The sequence below is a fragment of the Lutibacter citreus genome, from assembly GCF_003260195.1.
GTDB classification, from domain to species: Bacteria; Bacteroidota; Bacteroidia; order Flavobacteriales; family Flavobacteriaceae; genus Lutibacter; species Lutibacter citreus.
In genome coordinates, this window is record NZ_QEIH01000007.1 from 272,361 (window position 1) to 294,342 (window position 21,982).

At 28.7% G+C, this 21,982-nt stretch carries 14 protein-coding genes; 3 read left to right on the top strand and 11 right to left on the bottom strand.

The window, feature by feature from the left end:
* Positions 1 to 2: 2 nt before the first annotated feature.
* On the bottom strand, positions 3 to 4,382 hold the full coding sequence (locus DAD81_RS16075) for a translocation/assembly module TamB domain-containing protein (protein ID WP_111709324.1): 4,380 nt from the start codon (positions 4,380 to 4,382) through the stop codon (positions 3 to 5).
* A 143-nt stretch (positions 4,383 to 4,525) separates the two neighbouring features.
* Here DAD81_RS16075 and tsaD point away from each other — a divergent pair, with 143 nt between their 5' ends.
* Positions 4,526 to 5,560 carry a tRNA (adenosine(37)-N6)-threonylcarbamoyltransferase complex transferase subunit TsaD gene (tsaD, locus tag DAD81_RS16080; RefSeq protein WP_111709325.1) on the top strand — a complete coding sequence of 345 codons (1,035 nt, stop codon included), beginning with the start codon at positions 4,526 to 4,528 and terminating at the stop codon, positions 5,558 to 5,560.
* 75 nt (positions 5,561 to 5,635) lie between these two features.
* Here tsaD and DAD81_RS16085 read toward each other — a convergent pair whose 3' ends face one another.
* From DAD81_RS16085 to DAD81_RS16120, 8 genes are all read right to left on the bottom strand, one after another.
* Positions 5,636 to 6,871 carry a uracil-xanthine permease family protein gene (locus tag DAD81_RS16085; RefSeq protein WP_111709326.1) on the bottom strand — a complete coding sequence of 412 codons (1,236 nt, stop codon included), beginning with the start codon at positions 6,869 to 6,871 and terminating at the stop codon, positions 5,636 to 5,638.
* A 112-nt stretch (positions 6,872 to 6,983) separates the two neighbouring features.
* Positions 6,984 to 9,266, bottom strand: a complete 2,283-nt coding sequence (locus DAD81_RS16090; protein ID WP_111709327.1) for a TonB-dependent receptor — start codon at positions 9,264 to 9,266, stop codon at positions 6,984 to 6,986.
* Between the two features lie 41 nt (positions 9,267 to 9,307).
* Positions 9,308 to 9,577, bottom strand: a complete 270-nt coding sequence (locus DAD81_RS16095) for a hypothetical protein (RefSeq protein WP_111709328.1) — start codon at positions 9,575 to 9,577, stop codon at positions 9,308 to 9,310.
* A gap of 82 nt (positions 9,578 to 9,659) precedes the next feature.
* Positions 9,660 to 9,845: a YgaP family membrane protein gene (locus tag DAD81_RS16100; RefSeq protein WP_111709329.1), complete on the bottom strand. Its 186-nt coding sequence runs from the start codon at positions 9,843 to 9,845 to the stop codon at positions 9,660 to 9,662.
* A gap of 13 nt (positions 9,846 to 9,858) precedes the next feature.
* A complete protein-coding gene (locus DAD81_RS16105; protein ID WP_111709330.1) occupies positions 9,859 to 10,167 on the bottom strand; it encodes a hypothetical protein in 309 nt (102 codons plus the stop codon).
* Positions 10,168 to 10,307: 140 nt separating this feature from the next.
* Complete coding sequence (locus tag DAD81_RS16110; protein WP_111709331.1) at positions 10,308 to 13,505, bottom strand: efflux RND transporter permease subunit; 3,198 nt, start codon at positions 13,503 to 13,505, stop codon at positions 10,308 to 10,310.
* Positions 13,506 to 13,507: 2 nt separating this feature from the next.
* Positions 13,508 to 14,578: an efflux RND transporter periplasmic adaptor subunit gene (locus DAD81_RS16115; RefSeq protein ID WP_111709332.1), complete on the bottom strand. Its 1,071-nt coding sequence runs from the start codon at positions 14,576 to 14,578 to the stop codon at positions 13,508 to 13,510.
* 47 nt (positions 14,579 to 14,625) lie between these two features.
* On the bottom strand, positions 14,626 to 15,936 hold the full coding sequence (locus DAD81_RS16120) for a TolC family protein (RefSeq protein ID WP_111709333.1): 1,311 nt from the start codon (positions 15,934 to 15,936) through the stop codon (positions 14,626 to 14,628).
* 383 nt (positions 15,937 to 16,319) lie between these two features.
* On the opposite strand from DAD81_RS16120, the gene DAD81_RS16125 reads away from it, so the two are divergent.
* Positions 16,320 to 17,657, top strand: a complete 1,338-nt coding sequence (locus tag DAD81_RS16125) for a dihydrolipoamide acetyltransferase family protein (protein WP_111709334.1) — start codon at positions 16,320 to 16,322, stop codon at positions 17,655 to 17,657.
* 291 nt (positions 17,658 to 17,948) lie between these two features.
* Positions 17,949 to 19,229 carry a mechanosensitive ion channel domain-containing protein gene (locus DAD81_RS16130; RefSeq protein ID WP_111709335.1) on the top strand — a complete coding sequence of 427 codons (1,281 nt, stop codon included), beginning with the start codon at positions 17,949 to 17,951 and terminating at the stop codon, positions 19,227 to 19,229.
* Positions 19,230 to 19,372: 143 nt separating this feature from the next.
* Here the strand turns inward: DAD81_RS16130 and DAD81_RS16135 are convergent, their stop codons facing one another.
* The gene (locus DAD81_RS16135) at positions 19,373 to 20,551 is read right to left on the bottom strand and encodes a DUF6786 family protein (protein WP_111709336.1); all 1,179 of its coding nucleotides are present in this window, start codon (positions 20,549 to 20,551) and stop codon (positions 19,373 to 19,375) included.
* A 124-nt stretch (positions 20,552 to 20,675) separates the two neighbouring features.
* On the bottom strand, positions 20,676 to 21,971 hold the full coding sequence (locus tag DAD81_RS16140) for an NCS2 family permease (RefSeq protein ID WP_111709337.1): 1,296 nt from the start codon (positions 21,969 to 21,971) through the stop codon (positions 20,676 to 20,678).
* Positions 21,972 to 21,982 lie beyond the last annotated feature (11 nt).

Here is a 21,982-nt window from a genome sequence, read left to right on the forward strand (position 1 = left end):
AATTATTTTTCTTTACTTTTTATATTAATTAACTTGGTTACTCTTGTGTTATATATTGAATCCTTTTTTGATACAGTGGTAGTATCAATTTGTTTTTTCTTTTTTAACCCTAATTTTTCAAAAAGCTCCCTACTACTATCAAAATCAATCTGGTAGTTTAACCCTGCTCCTTGTGTATATCCTTCTTCGTCTTGCTCTGAATATTGTATTTCGTTTTGACGATTAAAAATTGAAGACGTTAAAGTTCCTTCATCATTCATTAGAAAATTAATTGTAACCTCACCTATTACACTTGTTTGTTCTTTTGAACCTATTGGAACACTAGCTTTCCCGTTTATTATAATTTTGTCATTAACCTGATAATCAAAATCTAGCCCTAATTGATCATTAATATTTAAATTATCAATATTATTTTTTTCTCCAAAGGTATAAACAGGTTTCAATTTAAACTTATTATTTCCTTTGTTTACAATATTATCAAACGCATTTGACAATAAATCTGAGGTTGTTCCATATACTAAACCTGAACTATTAACACTTAAATTACTTTCATTATAAAAACTACCTGTAGCTAATAAAGCCATGAAATGAATAGTTTTACTATTTGTATCATTATTATTTAATTTAAAAGCTAACTCAGAAGCTACGGTTGAACTTGAATTAGGTATTTCTATATCAAAAGTACGTTTTGAGTTAAATAATTCTCCAGAAAAACGAGTTATCAAATCAATTGGTATTTTTCTATTTGTTGTTATATTTTCTAATAATGATTTTGGATTGGCAGAAACACGATATACGGCTTCAATATTAATATCTGCAGTGTAAGGGTCTCCACTCCAAGATACACTACCACCTCTTTGAACATTAAAAGGTTTATTTATTATACCTCCATATTTAAAATTATAAATTCCATTATCAACAATAAAATCTCCATACATCTTAAATTTATCTTTTGTATCTAATTCTATTTGTAAATTACCTGTTCCACTTCCCTTTAAATAACTACCGGTAGCTTTATCCAATACCATTTCTACAACGGCATCTTTAGTTACTTCTATATTAAAGTTAATGGATAATCCTTTTAACTTTTCAGAAAGAAATTCTTTTCTAGATTTAGAACCTTTAACTACAATTTCTGAATTTGAAAACCTTATTAATTGAGATTCGCCCAATGTTTTTACATCGCTTATTGGAATTACAAAATATGTCCCTTTATTGGTTTTCCCATTTACATCAATCACCAACTTATCTGTTAAACCTTTTATGGTAGCACCTCCTGATAAATAACCTTTCCCATAATATACCGATGTTTCTTCCTCTTCTGTATTTAATATTAATAAATTTGAAGTTACTAAATCTAAATCTAGTTTCCAACGATCAAAATATTTATGAGAAATTGAACCATTTAATTTAGCCTTTGTTTTTTTTACATTATCTTCAATTAAAACATCTTCAAAATTAAAAGATTGGCCTTTTAAAGATACAACACTTGTTCCGTCAAAATTATAATCGACATTTAAATAAGGAAATTTTAAACCAGCTTGATCTAGATATAAATCTCCCAACATATTAGGATTATTAATTGGACCTGTTAAGTTTACATTTCCATAAGCAAAACCTCTTATATTGGTTAATACATCCTCTCCTAATGGACTAAATGCATCTAATTTAAAGGCTTCAAAATCGACAATAATATCCATTGTTGGTTTTTCTGGCTCAAAATCTAACTCCCCAACAGCTGAAAATGTTATGTTTTTATCTCTCTCCAAAGACATTTTAACATCATACTTTGTTAAGGTATTCTCCCCTTCAATATTAATCTTTAAATCTCCTTGTTGAGAATTGTTTACTTTAAAATTAGCTACTGTTAATTTTGCATTTGGTTTAATTTCTTTTTTAATTTGATTATAATTTAAAACACCATTAATTATTCCTTCAAGCTTTAAACTATCAATATTTGGCGTAATACTTGATAATTTTACATCTTTAAATTTAAAATTAAGATCCTTGTAAGTTGAATCTTTTAAGCGTCCATAAAATTCAACTTTTTCATTATTAGATTCAACTAAAAAAGGACTTATATTATATTCATTTATTTTACTATCGTAAATAACATTATTCTTTAAATCATTCAAGGGATTAATAATCCACTTGTTATCTTTAAATGTAAAATTTGATTTTTGAATACCAAAAACAGATTTATTTTCCTTGTTAAAGGTGTGATAAAAAGATAAATTAAAATCTTCAGTTTTATCTGTACCTCCTTTAAATTCGGTTCTAAAATAAAGCGTATCACTTAAGGTAATATTAACCAAATGCAAGTTTGAAATATCATAAATTGAAGAGTTAATTTTATCAACTGTTAGCTGTGTATTAAAAAGTGGATTTTTATTGTCTATTTGTAAACTTAATTTTTCAATTTCATTATTAAATGCATCAACTTTTGGGGACTTTACATTTAATTTAAATAAATTATTATCCGAATTTATACTTCCTCTAATTGTAGTAGTTGGAGACAATATTACCTCGGGATAAAATACTTCTACAATTTTATTATGAACATTAAACTTAAAATCTAATTTTTGATTTGCAGCAACAATAAAAGGTTTATAATTTGAATAAATACTACCTATGGAGTTTTGGGTTAATTTCCCAAGCTCCTTAAATTTAAAATTACCTACAATTTCTCCTGTAATTATTTCTGGAGAATTAATTGTAATAGTTCGTATACTATCTGTAAATAAAGATGTAACATTAAAATCTTTAAAGAAATAGTTTCCTTTTTGATTTAAATAAAGTGAATTTTTAAAATTAATATTACCTTCTAAATCATCAATAGAATTTCCTTTTAAATCAATAATTATATCTCCCTTTATTTTTGAAATACTATCACGTTTAAAAAGATTAAGTGTGTTTAAATCACAATAGTCTACTGAAGTTTTAAAATCAAACTTATATATTTCTTGAGATAAATCTGCTAACCCATTAAAATTAAGCTTAATATTATCATCATTAACTTCCATTGCTCCATCAAATAGTTTGTTTTTAAACACCCCATTTAAGCTTATATTTCTATATGTATAATTTTTATATTGATGTTTAGATACTTTACCTTTAACCGAAGTGTTTAAATTTTCAAGAGTAAAACCTTTACCATCAATATCAGCTTCCATTGATAGTAAACCTACCAAACTATCTCCCATTACTTCTCCTAACTTAAAATCTACAACCTGAATATGACCTTTATAAGAAGCATTATCAATTTCATCAATATTAGTCAAAACCAAATCCGAAATAGAGGTGCCTAAATCCGTTTTTAATAATAATTGAGCATCTATTTTTTTTGGAGTAATATGAGATTTTCCAATTATTGTAAATCTCCCTAAATCCTTAAAACTAGATGGTAATGTATTACCCAAAACTCTAGGTAATAGTGTTTTTAAATGATTATAATCTGAAGTTAAATTTAAAAAATCAGCATCTAAAGCAAAACCATTTTCTTGATTAAAAGCATTTTTAAAATTTAAATCACCATTAATAATAGCTTTTTTATCCGTATTTAACTTTAAGTTTTTAAATGTGAAATTATTTAATTTCCCCTCTAGATTTCCAGAAAAGTGCAACACATCATGGGTTCCAAATTCTTTATAAAAACTTTTTAAATCAATAAGTGAAACATCTGCACTTTTAATTTGGGCATTTAAATTTACCAAATTATTAAAATCTGAAAAGTCTTCTCTATTATAAGTGAATTTTAAATCTGTTAAAATTTTTGAAGATGCAGTTTCAATTTCAGTATTCTCAAAATTCATAAACTCTTTAGTATATGTAAACTTACTACTAAAGTGTTTTACCTCTAAATTATGATTTTCAACAAAACTAAAATTATTAATTTTCACTGAAACATTTGGCCCTTCAACTTTAAAATCTTCTGCGCTTCCAATTATATTTTTAAAATATATTGGTTTTGGATCCTCATCATTTTCGTCTAATATTTCAACAAAACCATTTTTTAATTTCAATTTAGTACCTGTAAGTAAAAAAGTAGAAGGTTTTGTACTTGTAGATCCATCATCAAATTTATCTACAAAAACAGTTAACCCATCATCATTTTCATTTTTATATGTTTTAATATTAAAAATAAAATCTTCAAGTGAAATTGTTCCAAATTCAAGTTTATTATTTATAATATTTTTATAACTAAAAATTGATGTTTGTAAATTTTCAGCATATATTAATGTATCTAAGTGATGGTCTTTTATAAGAATTTCTTTAAGTTGAACATCTCCTAAAAAAGACAAATCCACTTTACTAACATTAATATCAACTCCAAAATCTTTTTGAAGATAATTTGTAGCCGCTTTTCCCAAACTAGTTTGCACAGCAGGAATGCTTAATAACAGGCTGACAATTACTAAAATTAGAATTAGTGCCAGAAAAATTTTAACTACTATTTTTTTAATTCGTTTGATATGCGCTAAATTTGCATTTTTACGGCAATTTTCGTGCCTTTATTTAATAATAAATGATTAAAAATAAACCAATTTACATTCTTGGTATTGAATCTTCTTGTGACGATACTAGTGCATCCGTTATTTGCAACGGAAAAATACTATCAAATGTTGTTGCAAATCAAGAAATACATACCAAATATGGCGGTGTTGTTCCTGAATTAGCTTCACGTGCACATCAACAAAACATTGTTCCTGTTATTCAACAAGCAATTCACCAAGCAAATATCGACAAAAAAGACTTAAATGCCATAGCTTTTACGCGTGGGCCTGGATTAATGGGTTCTTTATTAGTTGGAACCTCATTTGCCAAGTCACTTTCATTGGCTTTAGACATTCCTTTAATTGCTGTAAACCATATGCAAGGGCACGTTTTAGCTCATTTTATTGAAGACGAAAACCATAAAAAACCACCATTCCCTTTTTTATGTTTAACAATTAGTGGAGGACATACTCAAATTGTTAAAATTTCAAGTCATTTTAAAATGGAAGTTTTAGGTGAAACTCTTGATGATGCAGTTGGAGAAGCCTACGATAAATCAGCCAAAATATTAGGACTACCCTATCCTGGCGGACCGTTGGTAGATAAATATGCCCGATTAGGAAACCCAAAAGCCTTTAAATTTACCAAACCAAGAGTAGATGGTTTAAACTTTAGCTTTAGCGGATTAAAAACAGGTATTTTATACTTTATTCAAAAACAAGTAAAAGAAAACCCAAATTTTATTGAAGAAAACTTAAATGATGTTTGCGCATCTATTCAATACACAATTGTTGAAATTTTATTTGACAAGCTAAAACTAGCTGTGAAACAAACTGGAATTAAACATATTGCAATTGCGGGAGGTGTAAGTGCCAATTCTGAAATAAGAAAAGTTTTAAAAGAAAGTGAAGCTAAACTTGGCTGGACAACCTACATTCCAAAATTTGAATACACTACCGACAATGCAGGTATGATTGCTATTGTAGGTTATTTAAAATATTTAGAAGAAGATTTTTCAAAAGAAACTATTTCTGCTACGGCAAGACTAAAAGTTAGTGAATCTTAAATAAGAATCTATTATAAAAAAAGAAGCCAATTTTAATAAATTAAAATTGGCTTCTTTTTTTATAATTAATATTGATTATTCTTCCACATGACTTCCTTTAATAGGAGAAGATTTACTTGGTAATACAAGGTTTAAAACAACACCAACAATTGATGCTAAGCCAATACCTGCAAGTGAAAAATTACCATAACTCATTTGAGCTCCACCAATCCCAATTGTTAAAATAATTGATACAATTACTTGATTTCTAGTTTTAGAAAAATCTGTTTTAGCATCAATTAATGTTTTAATACCAATACTAGCAATCATACCAAAAAGCAACAACATAATCCCTCCTAAAACGGCAGGAGGAATGGTTTTTAATAAAGCACTAATTTTCCCAACCAATGAAAAAACAATGGCAGTTACAGCTGCAATACGTAAAACTCTAGGATCTGTAATTTTTGTTAATGCTACAGCTCCAGTAACCTCGCTATATGTTGTATTTGGTGGTCCTCCTAAAAATCCTGCAAAAGCTGTCGCAATACCATCACCAAGTAATGTTCTATGCAATCCTGGATCTTTTACAAATTCTTTATTTGCAACTCCTCCAATGGCATACATATCTCCAATATGTTCAATAATTGGAGCAACAGCTACAGGGATCATATATAAAATAGCTCCCCAGTTAAACTCAGGTGCTGTAAACTTTGGTAACGCAAACCAAGCTGCTTCATTTACTGATGTAAAATCTACCAAACCAGCAATAATTGATATAATATAACCAACTACAATACCAATAAATATTGGAATTAATTTTAATATTCCTTTTGCATATACAACAATAACAATTGCAGTTATTAAAACCGCCATTGCTATTAACCAATTGTTTTTAGCCATATCTACCCCTACAGAAGCAAGTGATAAACCAATAATCATAATAACTGGCCCAACTACAATTGAAGGAAATATTTTTTCAATAACTTTTAATCCCCATAGTTTTACAATAGCAGAAACTACTCCATAAACAATACCAACAGCAATTAACCCTCCAAGTGTTCCTGGATAGCCATATAATTTTGTTGCCGCTACAATTGGTGCTATAAAAGCAAAACTACTTCCTAAAAATACTGGAACTTTACCTTTTGTAATTATATGAAAAATTAGCGTACCTACACCAGCTGTAAATAATGCTACCGAAGGATCAACATTAATTAATAAAGGAACTAATACAGTTGCTCCAAAGGCAACAAATAAAAATTGGATTCCAATAATTATGCGCCTGGCAGGACTTTTAATGTTTGAAATGTTTTGGGTTTTAGTTAGTTTCATCTTGGGTTTTTAATTTTAAAATCCCACAAAACTAATTATAAAAACAGAACAATCTAAATATCAGGCTTTAGATTGTTCTGTTAACTCTTAATTTAGAATTAATCTATCTTATTTATAGGTTAAATTTTAAACTTGTTATAAAATTTCTCCCCATATTTTCTATCCCGTTGATTTTTAGACGAGATAGATGTGAAAGATAAGATTTGTCTAATGCATTATTTATGTTGAAATTAACATCAAAACTTAACTTATTTAGTTTTATTGTTCCACCAATTCCTAAATTCAACAAATTATAAGCATTACTTTTTGTTTCATAATTGCTTAAATTATTTTGTTCAAAAGTACTTTCTAATGTTGCTGAAGCAAAACCATTTTGTAACCATTTAATACTGTTAATTTCTGCTCTAATAGTATTTGTTAATTTATTTGCTGGAATTAAAGGTAAATAATCTCCATTGTTTTGTTTACCAATTACCATTTCAAAATTACTATGTAAATGCAGCCAGTCTAAAGGATGTGGGTGCAGATGTAAACCAAATTCTCCACCATATAACTTTGCATTGTCTTGTGTGTAACTATACACTTCAAAATCGTCTTCAATTTCACCTGTTGGAGCAATAAATATATAATCGTTTATATAATTGTAAAAACCATTTAAAACTAGTTCAAAATGATCTGTTTTGTATTCAAAAGAAATATCCGATTGATAATTTTGTTCTTGTTCAAGTTTATTGTTTCCAAGTTCAAATCTATTAGAACCGTGGTGCACCCCGTTTGAAGTTAATTCAGCTAAATTAGGAGCTTTAAATCCTGAAGCTAAATTAATTCTACTAGTTATTTTGTTAAATAGTTGTGTTTTATAACCTAATGAAGCAGAAACATTATTGAATGATTTATCAATAGCTTCAAAAATATGAACTTCATCATCGTGAGGAACTTCATGATAATATGTTTTTAAATTTCTATTATCAAATCTAATTCCTCCTTGAATACTATTATTATTAAAAGTGTGCATTGCCGTAGCAAAAACACCAATATCATTTATATCTGCATTTGGAATTAATATTTCTTCGCCATAATTTCTGTTTTCCTGGTACATACCTTGAACACCAACAACTGTTTCAATATTTTTAAATGTTGGTAATTGCCATTTAACATCATAACTATAGGTATCTAAGACTAATTGTAAGGCTGCTTCTAAATCTTCATCTTCGTGTTGTTCTTCCTCTTCTTCGTGATCTTCATCATCGTGATGCTCATCTTCGTCATCATGGTGTTCTTCAAATTCATTTCTATTATTTCTAGTAAATCCAAAAACTGTAGAAATTTTAGAATTATTTAAAAATATAGTATTACTTAAACTAACCATTTTTGTTGTTAACCCTTGATACGGAAATAATTTATCTTTTGAAGCAGTTTGATCTCCAATCTCATCTGGAATACCAATAGTGCTTTTGCTGTATAAAAAGCGTAAAGTACTAGAAATTAACTCGCTGTTGTAACCAATAGCAGAGTTAAAACTGGTTTCGTTAAAACGTGTATTAGTAACTCGATCATTATTGGCAGTTTTATAATCGCTATGTGAATTGTAAGATCCATTAGCTAAAAATTTCCATTTACTGAACGATTGTTTTGCGCTAATTGCTGTGTTTGTTCCTTCGGTATTCGAATAAAAAGTTTGAGACCCTGAAAGATCAAAGCTATTTTCTGAAGCAAATTTCACAGGGTTAAAATACAGTACGCCACCCAAAGCATCTGAACCATAAAGTAATGATGCTGGTCCTTTTATAACTTCCATACTTTCAATACTCGAAGCATCTACACCTAAGCCGTGTTCATCTCCAAATTGTTGATTTTCAAGTCGTAATCCTTGACTGTAAACCAATACTCGGTTTCCACGTAAACCTCTAATTACAGGTTTTCCTATTCCTATACCAGTAGACATTGTTGAAACTCCAGGAATAGTACTTATGCTTTCGCTTAAAGTTACAATTCCTTTATTTTTTAATTGTTTAATGGTTGCTTTTTCAACTTTCATTACATTTTCACTTTGCAATTTATTGAAAGGTGTAGAGATAATAACTTCATCCATTTTAAACACACTTTCTTTTAAAATGAAGTTTAAAGTTGTTATTTTTTTAGTTAATTTAATTGTTTTTATTTGTGTTTTATAACCAATATAGGCAACAGTAATTTTTAAGGTATTGCTTGGGAGGTTTTTTAATTCGAAATAACCTTTTTCATTGGTTGAAGTACCTTTATGAAGTTCATTAATATAAACTTCAACACCTAGTAGTTTTTCTTTTTCAGTATTTGTAATGGTACCTGTAATTGTGTTTTGAGAATGCAAAACAGCAGATAATCCTAAAAATAGGATTATGATATATGATTTCATATATAATGTATTTTATTGTTAAAATATTCTAATAATTCTATTTAAAACAATAATGTAGGTGGTGCTCTTGAAGCTTTGTAAGTTGTTGAAATTGAAGCTAACTGTGCTTCTGAAGAAATAATTATTTTATCTGAAATAAAGTGTTCAGTTATTACTATTTCCGAAGAAAATTCTATAGAATTCTGATTGATTTTAAAATGAAAAACCGAACAATCAAATTTATGTTTATCAATATGTAAATCACTAACAGTACATACATCATGAGAATGATGCTCAAATGAATGTACAAACTGTACTGCAAAAGGAAGCAATACAGCTATTGTTAGTACATTTATTATAATATGTTTTACTATGTTTTTAATTATCTAATATTTGCGGCGAAATTACAAGAAATTAATCTTTAACTCCTAATTTAGTTAATATTATTTCTAGCAAACACCATTTTGTAATTCCACGTTGAAATAAATTTGCACCAACAAATGCAGCCAACCACAACCAATTAATATTTAATTTTATAGCTAGAGCTAAACTGATTAATACTAAAGCTCCTGGAATTATGTTCATTAATCTTGATTTCATCTTTTTTTAAATTTTAGTTTATATATTTTTCAATATCTAAAACAATTGCTTTAATTGGATTAGAGTCTGATTTTTCAGCATTAAATTCTTTAACACCTTTAAAAATAGTATCAATTTTTTCTTCTGATGTAAAAGAAAAATATAGCTTAGAATTAACCGTATCCTGTTGTGCAGAAAACCAATTAGTTTGTATATCGTTTCCTTTAAAAAATTTATGCCCTTGAATTTCAGAAGTACTATAAACTATTACTTCTGCTTTCTTAAAAAGTTTACAAACTTCTTTTTCAAATTCTAATACGCTTGTTATTAATAGTAGTTTCATTTTAGGTGTTTTTGGTGAATAATGCTATGCTTTTTTATTCGTCATTCTAAACTTGTTTCTGGTTCTCATAACTATGGTAATCAATACGATGAGATTCTGAAATAAATTCAGAATGACGTGTTTTTGTTTTCACTAAATTCTTATTTTTTATCCTCGTGTTTATGTTTTTCAGTCATATAATACACTAATGGCACCACCAATAATGTTAATACAGTTGCTGTAATTGTACCTCCCATTAATGAAATTGCTAATCCTTGGAAAATAGGATCAAACAAGATTACAAATGCTCCAATTACAACTGTTCCTGCAGTTAATAAAATTGGAGTTGTTCTTACTGCTCCAGCTTCAATTACTGCTTGTTTTAAAGGTATTCCATCTTCTAAACGTAGTTCTATAAAATCAATTAATAGCACCGAGTTTCTTACCATTATTCCTGCTAAAGCAATTACACCAATCATTGAAGTTGCTGTAAAGAAAGCTCCTAAAATCCAATGACCTAACATTATACCAACCATTGAAAGTGGTATAGCAACCAACATTACTAATGGAGCTTTAAAGTTTTGAAACCATCCAACAATTAATAAGTAAATTACAAATATTGCAATGGCAAAAGCGGCACCTAAATCTCTAAATACTTCAAAAGTAATTTGCCATTCTCCATCCCATTTAATAGTATAATCATCTTCGTGTTCTGGTTGTTGATTAAATTCTTCGTTTAAAGTATACCCTTTAGGAACTTCAATTTCATTTAAACGATCGCTCATATTTAAAATTCCATAAACAGGGCTTTCCAATTTACCAGCCATATCTGCAACTACATAAACAACGCGCTTTTGGTTTTTACGGTAAATAGCTTTAGCTCTTACTTTTTCTTCAACCTTAATTAAATCTCCAATAGGAATTGCCACTCCCATTTGTGAAATAACTTTCACCTGCTTAATATCGTTTAATGATGATTTTTCTTTTTCATCAAAAGCTAAAACCAAACCAACTTGCTCATTAGCTGTTTCTTTATACATTGTTGAAATTGGTTGTTCAGAAAGTGCCATTTTTAACGTAGCTACAATTTGCTGAGGAGCAACTCCATTTAACATTGCTTTTTCTTTATCAATAACAAAATTGTATTCTGTTTGATCAGCCTCAACCATGTCATCAACATCAACAATATCATCAGTAGTAGCAACAATATGTTCTAACTGTTTTGCAATTTTAATTTGCTCTTGATAATCCGGTCCGTAAACTTCAGCAACAATAGTAGAAAGTACTGGAGGTCCTGGTGGAACTTCAACTAATTTTACATTTGCATTAAATCGTTTTCCAATTTCTTGAATATCTGCTCTTAATTTTTTAGCAACATCGTGACTTTGTTCTGATCGTAAAGATTTATCAATTAAATTTACTTGAATATCTGCCATATTAGATCCTCCACGTAAATCGTAATGACGAACTAAACCATTAAAAGTAATAGGCGCAGAAGTACCAACAAAACTTTGATAATTGTCAACTTCTGGTCTTTGAGACAAGTAGTTTGCAATTTCTCTTGTAACAGCTGATGTGTTTTCTAATGTAGCACCTTCAGGCATATCTACCACAACTTGAAATTCATTTTTATTATCAAAAGGCAACATTTTTACTGCTACACCTTTTGTATAAAACAACGCTAATGAACCTAATAAAAGTATGAATGTAAACCCTAAGAATGCCCAACGCTTCTTTTTGTTTTCTATTAAAGGTTTTTCAAATTTGTTATAAATTTTATAAATTAAAGTAGTTTCTAAACCTTTTACTTGTTTCTCTTCTTGAGTTTCTTTTTCTCTTAAAATATAGTATCCTAAATATGGAGTAATTGTTAATGCTACAAATAATGAAATAATCATAGCAATTGAAGCTCCAATTGGCATTGGACTCATATAAGGCCCCATTAAACCAGATACAAATGCCATAGGTAACACAGATGCAATTACTGTAAAAGTTGCTAAAATAGTTGGGTTTCCAACTTCGTTAATAGCATATAACGCAGCTTGTTTAAAAGGCAATCGTTTCATTTTAAAATGCCTATGCATATTTTCGGCAATAATAATGGAGTCATCCACCACAATACCGGTGACAAATACTAAAGCGAATAATGTAATTCTGTTCAATGTATAATCTAGCATATAATAGCTAAACAATGTCATAGCAAACGTAATTGGAACTGATAGAAATACTACCAAACCACCACGCCAACCCATTGCTAACATAACAACAATAGTAACGGCTAAAATAGAACCAATTAAGTGCATTAATAATTCCGAAACTTTGTGAGATGCTGTTTCACCGTAGTTACGTGTAACTGTCATATGCACATCGTCAGGTAATAAGTCTTGTTTTAAATACTCAACTTTATTCAGTATTTTTTCTGAAATTTTCATTGCATCGGCACCTTTTCTTTTTCCTATTGAAATGGTTACTGCAGGATATTCCGAAGTATAAGTTTCTGATAATTTATTTGCTTTTCCATAACCAAAAGACACATATTCCTTTGGTATTTCAGGTCCATCTGTAATGGTCGCTATTTGTTTTAAATAGATAGGCTGATTTTGTTGTACACCAACTACTAAATTTTCAACATCTTCAACATCACTTAAAAAGTTACCTGTATTTACTAGGTATTCAGTATTGTTGTTATCAAAACTACCAGAAGTTAGTTGTTGATTGTTAGCTTGAATTTTTTGTGTAATACTTAATAAATCTAAACCGCTTTCTGCCATTTTATCTTTATCTAACACCACACGAACTTGCCTGTTTCTACCACCAATTTTTTTAGTAATAGCAACATCGTTTATTTTTTCAATTTCGCTAGTTAACTCGTTTGCAACTTGCTTTAATTGAAAATCGTCATACGTTTCGCTCCACAATGTTAATGCTAACATTGGCACATCATCAATAGCTCTGGTTTTTACTAATGGCATAGAAATACCTTGTGGCATTTCATCCATATGCTTCATAATTTCGTTATAAAGCTTTACAAACGAACGCTCAATATCTTCACCAACATAAAACTGAACAATTAACATTGCTTGTTCGTTCATTGAAGTAGAGTACACATACTCAATACCTTTAATGTTCGAAACAATTTTTTCTAAAGGTTTAATAACTCTAGACTCAACCTCTTGCGGACTTGCACCTGGATAGCTAACAAAAATATCTGCAATTGGCACATCAATCTGAGGTTCTTCTTCTCGTGGAATTAAAAATGAACTATAAACACCAATAACCATAAACATGATCATTAGTAAAATTGTCAATTTTGAATTTATAAATACTTTGGCAATACTACCAGCTAATCCTTCTTTCATAATTATTGGATGTTAAGTTTTGCTCCGTTAACTAATTTACCGTCAGATGATAATACAAAGTTTTCAGTTGCAGATAATCCCGATAATATTTCTGTTTTGTCTCCAAATTCTTTACCTAAACGTAACCAACGTAATAAGGCTGTTTTAGATTGACTTACAACGTAAACACCTCTTAATTCACCGCGTTTTACAATTGCTGAAGTTGGTATGAGAATTGTTGAAGATTTTTCGTTTTTAGTAATTGGAAATTGAACCGAAGCAAACATTCCAGATAAAAGTTTAATAGCACTTTTATCTAAAATCACTTTTACTAAATATTGTCCTCCTGTGTTTTTTGTTGAAGTACTCACCTCTGTAACTTTTCCTTTTAAAACATCGTTTGTAGATCTTATAACTACATTTACATCTGTCCCGTTTTTTATTGAAGTAATTTCACTTTCAGGAACCATTGCTATTACTTGAAATTTATCAGGTGTTTCAACACTTATTAATGGCATTCCAGGGTTTGCCATGTCTCCTTTATTAATAAATTTTCCCGTTACAACTCCCCTAAACGGAGCAGTTATGTTAGAGTAAGAAAGTTGTGCGTTTATTTGGTTTTTCATCTGCGTAGCAGCTTCTACACGTGCTTTAGACATTTCATAATTGGCAGTCATGTCATCCATTTCTTTTTGAGATGCACTATTCTCATTAAATAACGCTTTATAACGGTCATAATCTTTTTTTGCTATTTTTAAAGCCGCTGTAGCTTCAGTTATAGAAGCACTAACTTGTGCTTTTTGAGCGTTTATATCTGCACTGTTAATGCTTACTAATAACTGTCCTTTTGAAACTTTTTCACCTACTTTTACATACACCTTATTTACATAACCCATCATTCGTGTGCTTAAATTGGCATTTTGCACAGCTTCAACTTTACCACTTGCCGAAATAAATGTTCCAATTTCGCTACCAGGAGTGCTAACTTTTACATTCACCGTTGGTCTGTTATCTGCAGTTGTAATTTTTTCTTTTCCACAACTAGCAACAATAAGTAACGCTGCTATGATTAATAATTTTGTTATATTTTTCATTTTTTAGAAATTTTCAATGTTTGATTTATGGTTGAAGTTTTTTAGACTTATTTAGTTAAGAATTCTACGTATGTTTTTGTGTAATTGTAATTAAAAACAGACTGTAAATACTCTAGTTGTTTTTGTAAATATTGCGTTTCAGAAATTAATAGATCTGATGATTTTTCTAAACCTTGTTTAAAACGATTAGTTCTAATTCTTAAGGCTTCTTCAGATTGTTCAACCGCTAGGCTTGTTAAATTCATACTGTTTTCAGCATCTTTTAATTGTCGTTTAGCTTTGTTAAACTCTAAGTTGCTCTTATTTTTATATTGATCTAAACTTAATTCTGCCTTATCTAAATTTGCTTTGTTTTTTTGAGTTTTTCCTATTCTTTTAAATCCTTCAAATAAGTTCCACGATAATTGAGCACCTACTAAATAACCTTTAGCATCAGCATTAAATACTTTGTCATCATAAAATTCATAACTTCCAAAGGCATTTAAGCGAGGTAAATAACTCATTTTTGAAGCTTTATACATATTTTCATAAGCATCAGTACTTATTTCCATAGCCTCAATATCTGCTCTAGAGTTTGAAATTTGATTATTGTAAACCTCTAAGTTTAATTCAGAAACCAATTCAGAATTCGGTATTAAAGTGCTGTTTGAAGTTTCTCCCATTAAAAAGTGAATATAATCTGATGCATTTTCAACATTGCTTTTTGCTGTAAACAATTTATTTTCTACTTCAGAAACATAAACGTTAACCAATAAAACATCTGCTTTTTGCATATAACCTTGTTTAAAATTATTGTCTGCTATCTTTTTATTTGCTAATGCCGTTTCTTTAGCTTTTTTTAGAACTTCAACAGCTTTATAAGCTAATTGTAACTGCATATATGCTTTGGTAACTTCTAGTTTAATACCATCAGCAGTTCTGTTTGTTTGCAATTGCATAGCATTCATTTTTGCTTTTGCGGCTTTACGCATAAAAATACCATCAGCATTAAAAATTGGTTGTAATACTTCAATTTTTGTTGAAAAATTTTGAATGTTATCTGGATCATTTAACAATGCTGGATTAAAATCTTCAGAAGTTAAAATTTCCTGATTTAGTTTTGAACCAAAAGCCATTAATGGGTTGTTGGTTGAAATACCAGAATGCGAAACAGAAATGTTAGGCAAAAAAATTGAATTAGTTTGATTATAATCTGCCTTTGAAGCTTTATAATCTTGCTCAGAAATTTTTATAGTGTAATTGTTTTCTGAAACTTTTTGTAAAATGTCATTTAATGAAACCAACTTAGTTTCCTGAGCATTTACAATTACTACAGTGAAAAATAAAGTGATAATTGTTAAAATATATTTTCCTCGCATTTTTTTATTCTTTTTAATTTAATGCAAAGGTATACGAGGTGTGAGCAGCTAGTTGTAATAAACATTACAGTGCTATGTAACAAATATAGCACTGTAATAAAACTATGTAGTATAGATAGGGTTTTTTAACACTTTAATTTAAAAAAAACATTAAAATTAAATCTTTAATCATTTTATTATAAAATATATTCAAGTGAAATATAAATTCAACATAAAGATTAATAAATAAAAATACAAAATACTGAATATTACACAAATACAGAATTTATTCCTTTATAGTATTGTTTTTTATAATTTCTAATGAAGCCTATTTACTATATTGTTTAGCTTTTATAACCAAGAGGACATATTTTTTGTAAATTTGCACCATTAAAAATTTGATAATGGCAAAATTTGAAGTAAAGCTTCCAAAAATGGGTGAAAGTGTAGCAGAAGCTACAATAACTTCTTGGTTAAAGCAAGTTGGAGACAATATTGAACTTGATGAATCAATTGTAAGTATTGCTACTGATAAAGTTGACACTGAAATTCCTAGTGAAGTTGAAGGTACCTTAATAGAGGTTCTTTTTGATGAAGATGATATTGTTAAAGTTGGTGAAACTATCGCAATTATTGAAACTCTTGATGAAGAAATCAATACCACCGATAAGAAAATAATTATTGAAGAATTAGAAAATAAAGAAATTGTAAAAGTTGAAGAAGAAGTTAATAAAACTATTGAATCTTTAAGTATTGAAAAAATATCTCCTTCTGGTAAATTCTTCTCTCCTCTTGTAAGAAACATTGCAGAAAAAGAGGGGATTTCAATGAATGAATTGGAATCTATTATAGGAACAGGAATGGACAATAGAGTAACTAAAAACGATATTCTTGCTTATTTACAATCTGACAATAGTAATAACAATAATATTGAAAAACAAAAAACAGTTATTGAACAGCCTGTTAAAAAAATAACGACTGCAACTAAAGCACCTAAATTAGAGCTAAAAGCTACTCCCGTATCTGTAAATGGAACAGACGAAATTATTGAAATGAGTAGAATGGGAAAATTGGTTGCAAACCACATGGTTCAATCAGTACAAACCTCAGCTCATGTACAGTCATTTATTGAAGTTGATGTTACTAACATTGCTAAATGGAGAGAAAAAATAAAGGATAAGTATTATGCACGTGAAGGTGAAAAAATAACTTATACTCCTATTTTTATGCAAGCAGTTGCAAAAGTAATTAAAGATTTCCCTATGATTAATATCTCAATTGATGGAGATAAAATAATTAAAAGAAAAGCTATTAATTTAGGAATGGCGGCTTCTTTAAGCGATGGAAATTTAATAGTTCCTGTTATAAAAAATGCAGATCAATTAAATTTAGTTGGTATGACTAAAGCTGTAAATGATTTAGCAAATAGAGCTAGAAATGGACAACTAAAACCTGACGAAATACAAGACGGGACTTATACAGTAACAAATGTTGGCAGCTTTGGTAGTGTGTTTGGAACTCCTATTATTAACCAACCTCAAGTAGCGATTTTAGCGCTAGGAACTGTGAGAAAAGTTCCTGCTGTAATTGAAACTCCTGAAGGTGATTTTATTGGTATAAGACAGAAAATGTTCATGTCTCATTCTTATGACCACAGAGTTGTTAATGGCGCATTAGGAGGTTTATTTATAAAAGCAATAAAAGATTACTTAGAATCTTGGGATATTAATATGGAATTTTAATTTATAAAATCTGTCATTTTCAATTTAATGATTTCCTGAAAGTGAAATTTACATAAGCCTAAAAATGTTTGTGTATTCATTTTTCATTTAGAAAGAATTTAAAATTATTTAACCCTACATAATTTAAATAATTAAAATACAGTGTTTTAACATACTTAATCTAGTTTAATATATTAAGTTTTGTTACTTTTAAAGTAGCCTCATTATAAACGGCTTTTTAAATTCATATTTTACTCATTTCATTACTAAATATATATAGATTTTAATAAAAGTTAAAACATTCAAAAAAATATGATTGATTCTATTCAATTTATAGATTACGTTAATTTTATTAAAGATGCTTTAGTAAACAACGGAGTGTCTGATTATTGGGCTAATTTGATAAATGTAATTGTTGTAGTTAGTATAATTGCGTTAGTAACATATTTTTTTGATAGAATTTTAAGAAGAATAATAATTAAAGCATTTAAAGTATTTTCAGTAAAAACAACTACTACTTTTGACGATTTTTTAGTGAAAAGTAAGTTTTCAAGATACATTGCTCATATTATTCCACTTATTTTTTTAAAAGAAATTATTCCATCAATTTTAAAAGATTTTCCATTTTTATATAAAGGCTTTGATGATGTTATAAGTATATACGCAATTATTTTATTTGTAAAAATTGTTAGAAGTTTTTTAAGATCAACACAAAGGTATTTAAGAACTAAAGAACGTTACAAAGACAAACCTTTAGAGAGTTATATACAAGTTGTAATGATTTTTTTATGGGGATTAGCAATTATCTTTATTGTATATCAGTTAACAGGAAGAGATATTTTAAGTTTTGCAACATTAGGGGCAGCTTCAGCTGTAATCTTGTTAATTTTTAAAGATACAATTTTAGGCTTTGTAGCTTCTATTCAGGTTTCAGTTAATGATATTGTACGAATTGGTGATTGGATTGTTTACACTAAATTTGGTGCAGACGGAACCGTTACAGATATTAATTTAGCATCAGTTCGCGTACAAAATTGGGATAATACATTTACTACAATACCAACGTATAGTTTAATTTCAGATTCTTTTCAAAATTGGAGAGGAATGGAAGAGTCTGGAGGAAGAAGAATAAAAAGAGCTGTATTAATTAAGCAATCTTCTATAAAATTTTTAACTAAGGAAGAAATTGAGGATTTAAAAAAAATTGATTTAGTAACAGAATACCTAGAAAGTAAATACAACGAAATTACAGCGTATAATAATAAAATTGGCACAGATAAGTCTGTTTTAATAAACGGAAGAAACCTGACAAATTTTGGTGTTTTTAGACAGTATTTAGATACCTATTTAGAACAAAATTCTTCAGTAAGTAAAGAAATGTTTTCTATGGTGAGACAATTAGCACCAACTTCACAAGGTATCCCCCTAGAGATTTATTGTTTTAGCAGTAATAAACAATGGGCTAAATATGAAGGAATAATGGCAGATATTTTTGACCATGTTATTGCAGCTATCCCTTACTTTGATTTAGAAGTTTTTGAAGAACCGACTGGTAAAGATTTACAATCTTTTGTAAAACAAATTAAAAAATAAGAGTTTTCAATTTAAACAAACACCTCAACTCTACCGTACTAAACTCATTATCAAATTAATAAATTGTTTTAAAAAACATTTTACAAGCAGAGCCAGAATTTTGTAATTAAAACCCTTTTTCTAAATTTTAAAGAACGGTTATTTTAAATTTTAATTTCAGTTAGTTCCACTCCTAGAACCTTTTTTGATATCTTATTTAATTCCTCTTTAGCTCCTTCAAAATGAAAAATTGTTTGTCTATGATAAATTTCTTTGTTTGGTTTTAATTCTTTTTGAGATGATAATGTTTCCATTTCATAAAAAGGCCAATTTCTATCCAATTCTTCATTTACTTCACCATTAAAAATATTTATAACATCTCCTTTATATGGTTTAGAATGTCCCCAAACACAATTTGCATAATAATCCTCGTTTTCAATAAAATTAAACGTACAAATAGTAAGCAAGTTTATTTCAGGTGAATAACTTCCAAATACATTTTTAATATTCTCTTGTTGAATTCCTATTTTATTCATATAATTGGTATCTGCCTTATAAAAAACAACGCCATTTTTAATGTTTACTCTATCGCTATTTAAAGGCGTAAAGTAATTTGTAACCTCTTCAATCTTATTTTTGGTAGGAATAATTACAATTGTTTTGGGAGATGATTTAATGCAACCTATATCCCAAATGGAAAGTAATCCTTTTTCCTTATCCCATTGCTTTTTACCAATATTCCTCACCCAACTTTCCGCACTAAATGCAACAGCTTTTAAATTATTATTTAAAGTTATCTTTAATTCATCTTGAATTTGAGAATTAGTTTTTAATGATATTTTTCTTTTTACATTTAGCTCAAAAATATATGAATTTGCATTTCTAATTTGCATTTTATTTCCTGAAGTAATTGACAGATTAGTTCTATCTAATTCATTAAATATTTTACTTTTCATATCAGGTGACGGAGAAATAGTATTTGCAGTCTGTTCCGTATTTGGCGCAAAAAAAGTAGCATATTTACCAACTTCCGGAGCAAATATTAACCTTCCTTCCCCTCCTAAACTTGTAAGATTTGTTTTATATTCATTATTTTGAATCAATCTTTTATTAAAATAGCCATAACTTCTGCCTTTTATCCCGTTAGAAGTACTTGTAAAAACTCTTGCTTGATAAGTGCCAGACACTGCAATCATAGCATCATCATTTTTTAAAATTGTTAAGTCTTCAATCTTTTTTAAAACTTCAATATCTTCTTCAAAAGTTGTTGTTTTAGGCAAACTATTACAGCTTATTATTAAACACATAAATGAACTTACTACAATTAAAGTATTTTTAAACATTCCTATTATGCTTTAGATTATAATTCAAAATTAAAACTGAGCTAAAGTTATTACTTTTAAATCTTAAACAAAAAAAGAGTGTACAACAATTGTACACTCTTTTTTATTCTGTTTTTATATTTAACTAAACATAAAATTTAATAATAAATAAAATTGCAATTATATACATAATTGGTTTTACTTCTTTAAATCTTCCTGTTAGTACTTTTAAAAATACATAAGATAACATCCCAAATACAATACCTTCAGCAATACTATAAGTTAATGGCATCATAACTATTGTAAAAAAAGCTGGAATAGCTTCTGTAAAATCGTTTAAATCAATTTTCATTATTGGAGAAATCATAAATAAACCAACAATAATTAAAGCAGGAGCAGTTGCTGCCGCAGGAATAATCATAAATACTGGTGCAAAAAATAAAGATAAAGCAAACATTATTGCAACTGTTAAAGCTGTCATACCTGTTTTACCACCTTCTGCAACACCAGCAGCACTTTCTACATAAGTTGTAACTGTTGAAGTCCCTAAAATTGCACCAACAAAAGTACCTATAGAATCTGCAAATAACGCTTGTTTTACTCTTGGTACTCTACCATCTTTATCTAACATTCCAGATTTTGAAGATACACCAACTAAAGTTCCAACGGTATCAAACATATCAACAAATAAGAACGTAAATAATACTAAAAGCATATCTAAAGTAAATACTTGTGAAAAATCGAATTTAAAGAAAATTGGTTCAATTGAAGGAGGTAAACTTACAAATGTAAAACTCTCAGGAATTACTGTAACACCAACAAATAAACCTAAAATAGTAGAAGCTAAAATACCAATTAAAATAGCTCCTTTTACTTTTTTTGTTAAAAGAACACCTATTAGAATAACACCTGCCAAACCAACATAAACTGCTGGGTTTTTCATGTCTCCTAATTGCACTAAAGTTGCTGGGTTATCTGTAATTAATCCTGTTCCTTTTAAACCAATAAAAGCTATAAACAGACCTATACCAACTGATACTGCATGTTTTAAATTTAATGGAATAGAATTTACAATTAACTCACGAATATTAAATGCTGTTAAAATTAAAAATACAATACCTTCTAAGAAAACAGCTGTTAAAGCAAATTCCCAAGAATATCCCATTCCTAATACTACTGTAAAAGCAAAAAATGCATTCAACCCCATTCCTGGTGCTAGTGCAAAAGGTAATTTAGCTACTAAAGCCATTACTAAAGTTGCTATAACTGCTGATAAAGCTGTTGCCGTAAAAACTGCATCTTTATCCATTCCTGCCGCACTTAAAATACTAGGATTTACGGCTAAAATATACACCATTGTCATAAATGTTGTAATCCCTGCAATTATCTCTGTTCTTAAGGTTGACTTATTTTCTGTTATTTTAAAATACTTATCTAACATAATTTATTTTT

Coding starts and splice junctions, on each gene's coding strand:
- DAD81_RS16120 (WP_111709333.1), bottom strand. CDS start 15,936: ATGCGAGGAAAATATATTTTAACAATTATCACTTTATTTTTCACTGTA.
- DAD81_RS16100 (WP_111709329.1), bottom strand. CDS start 9,845: ATGAAATCAAGATTAATGAACATAATTCCAGGAGCTTTAGTATTAATC.
- DAD81_RS16135 (WP_111709336.1), bottom strand. CDS start 20,551: ATGTTTAAAAATACTTTAATTGTAGTAAGTTCATTTATGTGTTTAATA.
- DAD81_RS16105 (WP_111709330.1), bottom strand. CDS start 10,167: ATGAAACTACTATTAATAACAAGCGTATTAGAATTTGAAAAAGAAGTT.
- DAD81_RS16090 (WP_111709327.1), bottom strand. CDS start 9,266: ATGAAATCATATATCATAATCCTATTTTTAGGATTATCTGCTGTTTTG.
- tsaD (WP_111709325.1), top strand. CDS start 4,526: ATGATTAAAAATAAACCAATTTACATTCTTGGTATTGAATCTTCTTGT.
- DAD81_RS16130 (WP_111709335.1), top strand. CDS start 17,949: ATGATTGATTCTATTCAATTTATAGATTACGTTAATTTTATTAAAGAT.
- DAD81_RS16110 (WP_111709331.1), bottom strand. CDS start 13,505: ATGAAAGAAGGATTAGCTGGTAGTATTGCCAAAGTATTTATAAATTCA.
- DAD81_RS16085 (WP_111709326.1), bottom strand. CDS start 6,871: ATGAAACTAACTAAAACCCAAAACATTTCAAACATTAAAAGTCCTGCC.
- DAD81_RS16140 (WP_111709337.1), bottom strand. CDS start 21,971: ATGTTAGATAAGTATTTTAAAATAACAGAAAATAAGTCAACCTTAAGA.
- DAD81_RS16115 (WP_111709332.1), bottom strand. CDS start 14,578: ATGAAAAATATAACAAAATTATTAATCATAGCAGCGTTACTTATTGTT.
- DAD81_RS16125 (WP_111709334.1), top strand. CDS start 16,320: ATGGCAAAATTTGAAGTAAAGCTTCCAAAAATGGGTGAAAGTGTAGCA.